Consider the following 7378-nt stretch of genomic DNA (forward strand, 5'->3'; position numbering starts at 1 on the left):
CTGTGTGTGAAAGCCCGCCGTCCGGTGTGTGGCGCGTGCTTCTCAACGCCGTGCCGTGAGGGGGACGAGGACGAGGACGGCGAGGCCGAGCGTGGTGGCGCCGACAGCCCACCACCAGAAGAACCCCGAGAAGACCGAGGCGATCAGGAGTCCCACGCCGAGACCGGCCAGCAGGCCGAGTGCGAACAGAATCCGTGGGGGCAGGGCGAGATGTGGCAGGCGTCGCACGACCAGCACCTCCAGCCAGGTGCCGCCCACCGTCAGCAACGCCGCGCCGAACCCGTCCACGGCGGACAATCCGTGACCTTCGCTGATGGGCACGAGAACGCTGCCCTCGCTGCCTGCGGGGACGAAGAGAAGAAGCACGCCAGCGACGACGAGCAGAGCGGCGGTGACGACCTGCCGGCGCGGAGCGCCCGCACCATCGGGTGACATCGCTACAGTCTCGGCCGCCCGTCATCGTTTGCACAGGAGCCGTATCGGCGAACTCCGAACTTCTGACGCCCCGGCTGGTCGGCTGTCAGCCCGCTCGGCGGATTGGGTAGTGGTGCGCGAGATCCACGATGGGGGAGAAGGTGAAGGCCCAGGTGCCGCGATCGTGCGGTCTGCCTGGGCCTTCGTGCGTGGAGCGGGCGACGAGAATCGAACTCGCGTAGTCAGTTTGGAAGACTGAAGCTCTACCATTGAGCTACGCCCGCGTGCATCCCGCCGAAGCAGGACGCGCCCCTAGCGTACCCAATGCCGTTGCCTGACGCGTAACCGCGCCACCGCCCCGCGGCGCCCGCGTTGTCCTCGACGCGGCGGTACGGCGACCCAAGATCCCCGCAACATCCGGGATGTAGTGGTCTGCGCGCGTCGATGAGACCACTACATCCATGAAGTTGTGCGGATCTTGGAGTCGCCTCCAGGATCCGCACGGCGGCAGGTCCGAGGGGTGGAATGGTAGTTTTCGGGGGTTGTGTCCGGGTGGCTGATGCCCCGGCACCAACTGAGGCGTGGCGACGGCATAGACTGCACGTCGCCACGGGGTGTGGCGCAGCTTGGTAGCGCACTCGCTTTGGGAGCGAGGGGCCGTGGGTTCAAATCCCGCCACCCCGACTGTCGTCCGCGGCCGGGCCGCCCCGGGTGTCGCCCAGTGCGGCCCCCGGGCGATGCCGGAGCGTCAGGCCGGCTCGCCTACACTCGATGGGCTGAATCACGCCCAGACTCAACTGAGATCCGTCAAGGAGTACGCCTGTGAAGAGCACCGTCGAGACTCTGAGCCCGACGCGCGTGCGGCTCGCCATCGAGGTGCCGTTCGTCGAGCTCGAGCCGAGCCTCAAGAAGGCGTACCGGGAGATCGGTTCGCAGGTCCAGGTTCCGGGCTTCCGCCGGGGCAAGGTGCCGACCGCGGTGATCGACCAGCGGGTGGGCCGGGGCACCGTCCTCAACGAGGCGGTCCAGGAGGCCATCCCGGAGAACATCCTCGCCGCCGTGCGCGAGCACGACCTGAAGACGCTGGGGCGCCCGGAGGTCGAGATCACCGAGTTCAACGACGGTGACTCGCTGAACTTCACGGCCGAGGTCGACGTCCGTCCGGAGATCACCATCCCGGACGCGAGCACCATCGAGGTGACCGTCGACGAGTTGCAGATCGACGAGAGCGAGATCGACGAGCAGGTGAAGAACCTGCGGGAGCGTTTCGCGACCCTCAAGACCGTCGAGCGGGCCGCCGCCGAGGGCGACTACGTCCAGATCGACCTCAACGCCACCGTCGACGGCGAGGACGTGCCGGGCGGCCAGGCGAGCAACATCTCCCACGAGGTGGGCAGCAAGCAGCTCCTGCCGGGCCTGGACGAGGCCGTGGTCGGCCTCGCCGCCGGCGATGACACCACCTTCACCACCCAGCTGGTCGGCGGCGACTTCGCCGGTCGGGACGCCGAGGTGGCGGTGACCGTGCGCACGGTCAAGGAGAAGGAGCTGCCGGAGCTGAACGACGAGTTCGCCCAGATGGCGAGCGAGTTCGACACGATCGACGAGCTCCGCGCCGACCTGCGGGCCCGGGTCACCCAGGGCAAGCAGGTCGAGCAGATCTACGCCGCTCGGGACAAGGCCCTGGCCCAGCTGGTCGAGGCCGCCGAGATCCCGGCCCCGGAGGGCGTCGTCCGCGAGGAGGTCGAGAGCCGCAAGCAGGCGATGGTCGACCAGCTGGAGCGGATCGGCGCCTCGATGGAGGAGTACCTCGCGGCCGAGGACAAGACCGAGGAGCAGATCGACGCCGAGCTGACCGAGGCGGCGACCGAGGGCGTCAAGGTCCAGCTCCTGCTGGACACGCTGGCCGACGCGGAGGACGTGCAGGTCTCCGACGACGAGTTCGGGCACGAGATCGTGCACCGCGCGCAGCGCGCCGGAATGGCCCCGCAGCAGTACTACGACCAGCTGGTGCGCTCCGGCGCGGCCGCCGCGGTCTTCGGCGACGTGCGGCGGGGCAAGGCGCTCGCGGCCGTCATGGAGCGGATCACGATCAAGGACTCGGCCGGCAACGGCATCACCCTTGACGCGCTGCGCGCCGCCAACGAGGCGGAGCACAACCACGACCACTGATCGTCGGGTGCGGCCGGCGTCCGCCGCTCAGGGGCAGACGGCGGCCGTTTCCCTTTCCGGGTACGCCCGGGCAGCAAGCACCGCCCGGGACGGCCGGGCAGGCAGCACTGCCGGGTACGCCCGGAAGCCCGCGCCGCGGGTACGCCCGACACAGCTGCGCTGAGAGCGAACACTGCCCCGACCGGGACTCTGCCGCCCCGCACAGCGGTTAGTGTCGGGAAAGACGGTACGGAGAGCGAAGGGCTGCCATGACCGACATGCACATCCCCAAGAAGTCGCTCCGGGCGATTGACGCGCGCGGTGGCGACTCCATTGGCAACCTCGACGACTCGGTCTACAACCGGTTGCTCAAGGAGCGCATCATCTTCCTGGGCAGTGAGGTGACCGACCAGGTCGCCAACCGCATCTGCGCGCAGCTGCTGCTGCTCGCCGCGGAGGACCCGGACCGCGACATCAACCTGTGGATCAACTCGCCGGGTGGCTCGGTCTACTCCGGCATGGCGATCTACGACACCATGCAGTTCATCGACAACGACGTGTCGACCGTGGCGATGGGCATGGCTGCCTCGATGGGTCAGCTGCTGCTCTGCGCGGGCACCAAGGGCAAGCGTTACGCCCTGCCCCACGCACGGATCATGATGCACCAGCCGTCCGGTGGTCTGGGCGGCACGGCGTCCGACATCGCCATCCAGGCGGAGCAGATGCTCTACACGAAGCGGATGTTCCAGGAGCGGGTCGCGCACCACACCGGCCAGAGCCAGTCGCAGATCGAGGCCGACTCGGACCGGGACCGTTGGTTCACCGCCCAGGAGGCCATGGACTACGGCTTCATCGACAAGGTGATCATCGGGGCCGCACAGGTTCCGGATGGCGCCGGGACCCTGAGCTGAGGAGCTGACGATGACCGATCTGAGCCTGCCGCCCCAGTTCGCGGCCGTGCACAACCGCTACGTGCTGCCGTCCTTCGTCGAGCGCACGTCGTACGGGGTCAAGGAGTCGAACCCGTACAACAAGCTCTTCGAGGACCGGATCATCTTCCTCGGCGTCCAGGTGGACGACGCGTCGGCGAACGACGTGATGGCCCAGCTGCTGACGCTCGAGGGCACCGATCCGGACCGCGACATCATCATGTACATCAACTCGCCGGGTGGGTCGTTCACCGCCATGACGGCGATCTACGACACCATGCAGTACGTCCGTCCGGACATCTCGACGGTCTGCCTCGGGCAGGCGGCGAGCGCGGCGGCGGTGCTGCTCTCGGCGGGCACTCCGGGTAAGCGGATGGCCCTGCCGAACTCGCGGATCATCATCCACCAGCCGGCCACCGAGGGCGGCTACGGGCAGGGCTCGGACATCGAGATCCAGGCCCGGGAGATCCTGCGGATGCGTACGCAGCTGGAGGACATGCTGTCCCGCCACTGCAACCGCCCGATCGAGCAGGTTCGCAAGGACATCGACCGTGACAAGATCATGACGGCCGAGGAGTCCAAGGAGTACGGGCTGGTCGACACCATCCTGACCAGTCGCAAGAAGGGTCTGCTGGCGGCCAACGCCGCCCGCTGAGCTGTATCGGGTCAGAGGTTGGCCGGGGCTGCGTTCCCGGCCGACCTCTGACACACCCGTTTTGGGGGTCGGAGAATGCCCCGCCAGCGGGTAACGTCGGGTCCGTACCGCTTCGCCGGTTGGGCCGGCGGCGCGAACTAAGCCGGGCGGCGCGCAACGTCCGCAGGTCAGGGCCGGGTCTCCGGCCGATGAGTGCAGGGAGAACGTAGGTGGCACGGATCGGTGACGGCGGCGACCTACTGAAATGCTCCTTCTGCGGCAAGTCGCAGAAGCAGGTCAAGAAGCTCATCGCGGGCCCAGGGGTCTACATCTGCGACGAGTGCATCGATCTCTGTAACGAGATCATCGAAGAGGAGTTGGCCGAGTCCGGCGAGGTGAAGTGGGAAGAGCTTCCCAAGCCGATGGAGATCTGCCAGTTCCTCGACACCTACGTCGTGGGTCAGGATCAGGCCAAGAAGGCGCTCGCCGTCGCGGTCTACAACCACTACAAGCGGATCCAGGCTGAGGCGGCTGGCGCGCCGGGCTCCGGCAGTGACGCCGTCGAGCTGGCCAAGTCCAACATCCTGCTGCTCGGCCCGACGGGGTGCGGCAAGACCCACCTGGCGCAGACCCTGGCCCGGATGTTGAACGTCCCGTTCGCCATCGCCGACGCCACCGCGCTGACCGAGGCGGGCTACGTCGGTGAGGACGTGGAGAACATCCTCCTCAAGCTGATCCAGGCCGCCGACTACGACATCAAGCGCGCCGAGACCGGCATCATCTACATCGACGAGGTCGACAAGATCGCCCGCAAGTCGGAAAATCCCTCGATCACGCGGGACGTCTCCGGTGAGGGCGTGCAGCAGGCCCTGCTCAAGATGCTCGAGGGCACGGTGGCCAACGTGCCACCGCAGGGTGGCCGCAAGCACCCCCACCAGGAGTTCATCCAGATCGACACCACCAACGTGCTGTTCATCTGCGGTGGCGCGTTCGCCGGTCTCGACCAGATCATCGAGTCCCGCACCGGGCAGGGGGGCACCGGCTTCGGGGCCCGGCTCCGATCGGTGTCCGAGCGGTCGACCGACGACATCTTCAGCCAGGTCATGCCGGAAGACATGCTCAAGTTCGGGCTGATCCCCGAGTTCGTCGGCCGGCTGCCGGTGATCACCAACGTGCGCAGCCTGGACCGCAGCGCCCTGGTACGGATCCTCACCGAGCCCCGCAACGCTCTGGTCCGGCAGTACCAGCGGCTGTTCGAGCTGGACGGTGTCGAGCTCGAGTTCGACGAGCCGGCGCTGGAAGCCATCGCCGATCAGGCGATGCTGCGGGGCACGGGTGCCCGTGGTCTGCGGGCCATCATCGAGGAGGTCCTGCTCTCCGCGATGTACGAGGTGCCGAGCAACCCTGACGCCGCCCGCGTGCTGATCACCCGCGAGGTTGTCCTGGAGAACGTCAACCCGACGATCGTGCCGCGTGAGTTCACCGGCCGTCGCGCCCGCCGCGATCGCGAAGAGAAGTCCGCCTGATCCTCCCCACGTCACGCCGGCCGTCCAGTTCTGCTGCGGCCGGCGTGATCGTGTGCGGTGGCGCCTGGCCGCTGACCACCCGCACCGCCCAGATTCTGACGCTGTCCGTGAACGGCCCTCCAGCCGTACCCTTTGCTCATGCGTGTCGCCGTCTGCCAGCTGAACGCCCGGGACGACCGTAAGGCCAATCTGGCGGCCGCGGAGGCACTGCTGGAGCGGGCCGCCGCCGGCGGCGCGGATCTCGCCGTCCTCCCGGAGTACGTCGACTACCTGGGTCCTGCCGCTGGGTTGCCCGAACCGGAGCCGGTCGACGGGGAAGTGGGCAGCTTCTTCGCCGGGGTCGCCCGGCGGCTCGGGATGTGGGTGGTGGCCGGATCGTTCCACGAGGCCGGCCCGGACCCGGCCCACACCTGGAACACGTCGCTGGTCTTCGACCGCTCCGGCAGTCTGGCCGCGAGTTATCGCAAGATCCACCTGTACGACGTGGAAATCCCCGGTCGGGTCTCCTACCGGGAGTCGGCGAGTGTCGCGCCAGGGATCCAACCGGTGGTGGTCGACGTCGAAGGGCTACGGGTCGGCCTGTCGATCTGCTACGACCTGCGCTTCCCGGAGCTGTACCGGCTGCTCGCCACCGAGGGCGGTGCGCAGTTGCTGGTGGTCCCGGCCGCATTCATGATGCACACCGGGCGGGACCACTGGGAGGTTCTGCTGCGGGCCAGGGCGATCGAGAGCCAGTGCTTCGTGGCGGCGGCCGGCCAGACCGGCGACCACGAGCCTGGTCGCACCTGCTTCGGGCGCAGCATGGTCGTGGACCCGTGGGGGACGGTCGTCGGCCAGGTGCCGGACGGCCCGGGGATCTCCGTCGTCGAGCTGGACCTTGATCGGCTCGACGCGATCCGCGCCGAGTTGCCCAGCCTCGCCAACCGCCGGCTCTGAGCCTCAGCCCTCCAGCAGGACGCCGATCACCGCGAACCCTGCGATGGCCGCTGCGGTGACCAGCAGCGCAGTGGTCATTCGGGACCTGCCCCGGCGGGCCAGTCGTCCTACCGAGAGCACAAGTACGACCAGCACGACCGCACCGATCACCACCTGCCAGAACGGCCCGATGAGGCCGAGCAGGGCCTCCTCGGCGAACACCCTGGCACCGTGCCCGGACTCATCCATGACTGACACTCTGGCACGTCGAGGCGGTCCGCGTCCTCGGCCGCTCCGGGAACGCACGTGGCTCTCCGTCCGAACCAGTGATGAACCCTGATTTGCCTTCTCCGGGCCGTCCGCGTAACTTTCTCTCTGCACGGGGGAGGCCGGACAAACCGGCCGAGAACGGGCGCCAGGCTCGTGGCGGGAACGCCGAGCGAGACTGAGGATCGGGCGGTGCGGAACACTCCGGTAACGGGGTTGCGAACGCGAAGCCGACCGGGTAGAGTTTCGAAGCCGGCAGGAGCCGGGCGGAGAGCCGCGAAGCGGCGATCGGCCGGTCTGCGGTTTCCCACGACAGAAGCGAACGTCGGTAACGACGTGCGTCATCGTGGACTCTAAGCAGTAACAGTATCCGTATTACCGGATAAGCATGGCGAACTGGGAAACACCGGTTTGACACGGCGGAAACGGGCGGGTAACGTAGTAAAAGTGCCTGGCGCTGAAAGCGCGGGGTGCGGAGCGGTAAAGCCCCGAGATGGGTTCCACTGAGTGTGGTGCTTTGATCGGTGTGTGGTTGTTCTTTGAGA

Annotated in this window: 7 protein-coding genes and 2 tRNA genes; 6 read left to right on the plus strand and 3 right to left on the minus strand. The window is 67.8% G+C overall.

Annotated features, from left to right (window positions below; genetic code table 11):
* Positions 1–42 precede the first annotated feature (42 nt).
* Both V6U86_RS12450 and V6U86_RS12455 read right to left on the minus strand, forming a co-directional pair.
* Positions 43–435, minus strand: coding sequence for a hypothetical protein (locus V6U86_RS12450; protein WP_334502225.1), 393 nt, complete (start codon positions 433–435; stop codon positions 43–45).
* 189 nt (positions 436–624) lie between these two features.
* Positions 625–698 (minus strand) — tRNA-Gly (locus V6U86_RS12455).
* A 326-nt stretch (positions 699–1024) separates the two neighbouring features.
* On the opposite strand from V6U86_RS12455, the gene V6U86_RS12460 reads away from it, so the two are divergent.
* From V6U86_RS12460 to V6U86_RS12485, 6 genes are all read left to right on the plus strand, one after another.
* Positions 1025–1098: transfer RNA gene (locus tag V6U86_RS12460), tRNA-Pro, on the plus strand.
* 138 nt (positions 1099–1236) lie between these two features.
* On the plus strand, positions 1237–2583 hold the full coding sequence (gene tig / locus V6U86_RS12465) for a trigger factor (protein WP_334502227.1): 1347 nt from the start codon (positions 1237–1239) through the stop codon (positions 2581–2583).
* A gap of 248 nt (positions 2584–2831) precedes the next feature.
* Positions 2832–3473 (plus strand): ATP-dependent Clp protease proteolytic subunit, encoded by a 642-nt coding sequence (locus V6U86_RS12470; RefSeq protein ID WP_007464111.1) that lies wholly within the window; start codon positions 2832–2834, stop codon positions 3471–3473.
* Between the two features lie 10 nt (positions 3474–3483).
* Complete coding sequence (locus V6U86_RS12475; protein WP_030333536.1) at positions 3484–4146, plus strand: ATP-dependent Clp protease proteolytic subunit; 663 nt, start codon at positions 3484–3486, stop codon at positions 4144–4146.
* A gap of 209 nt (positions 4147–4355) precedes the next feature.
* Entirely contained in the window at positions 4356–5651 is a 1296-nt protein-coding gene (clpX, locus tag V6U86_RS12480; RefSeq protein ID WP_030333537.1) for an ATP-dependent Clp protease ATP-binding subunit ClpX, read from the plus strand.
* Between the two features lie 138 nt (positions 5652–5789).
* Complete coding sequence (locus tag V6U86_RS12485; RefSeq protein ID WP_334502237.1) at positions 5790–6587, plus strand: carbon-nitrogen hydrolase family protein; 798 nt, start codon at positions 5790–5792, stop codon at positions 6585–6587.
* A 3-nt stretch (positions 6588–6590) separates the two neighbouring features.
* Here V6U86_RS12485 and V6U86_RS12490 read toward each other — a convergent pair whose 3' ends face one another.
* Complete coding sequence (locus V6U86_RS12490; RefSeq protein ID WP_112584164.1) at positions 6591–6815, minus strand: hypothetical protein; 225 nt, start codon at positions 6813–6815, stop codon at positions 6591–6593.
* Positions 6816–7378: the final 563 nt, after the last annotated feature.

Source organism: Micromonospora sp. CPCC 205558 (assembly GCF_036902955.1).
Classification (GTDB): domain Bacteria; phylum Actinomycetota; class Actinomycetes; order Mycobacteriales; family Micromonosporaceae; genus Micromonospora.

Excerpts from the sequence above, each read along its gene's own strand:
- V6U86_RS12450 (WP_334502225.1), bottom strand. The coding sequence starts at position 435 with ATGTCACCCGATGGTGCGGGCGCTCCGCGCCGGCAGGTCGTCACCGCC.
- V6U86_RS12470 (WP_007464111.1), top strand. The coding sequence starts at position 2,832 with ATGACCGACATGCACATCCCCAAGAAGTCGCTCCGGGCGATTGACGCG.
- V6U86_RS12475 (WP_030333536.1), top strand. The coding sequence starts at position 3,484 with ATGACCGATCTGAGCCTGCCGCCCCAGTTCGCGGCCGTGCACAACCGC.
- V6U86_RS12485 (WP_334502237.1), top strand. The coding sequence starts at position 5,790 with ATGCGTGTCGCCGTCTGCCAGCTGAACGCCCGGGACGACCGTAAGGCC.
- V6U86_RS12490 (WP_112584164.1), bottom strand. The coding sequence starts at position 6,815 with ATGGATGAGTCCGGGCACGGTGCCAGGGTGTTCGCCGAGGAGGCCCTG.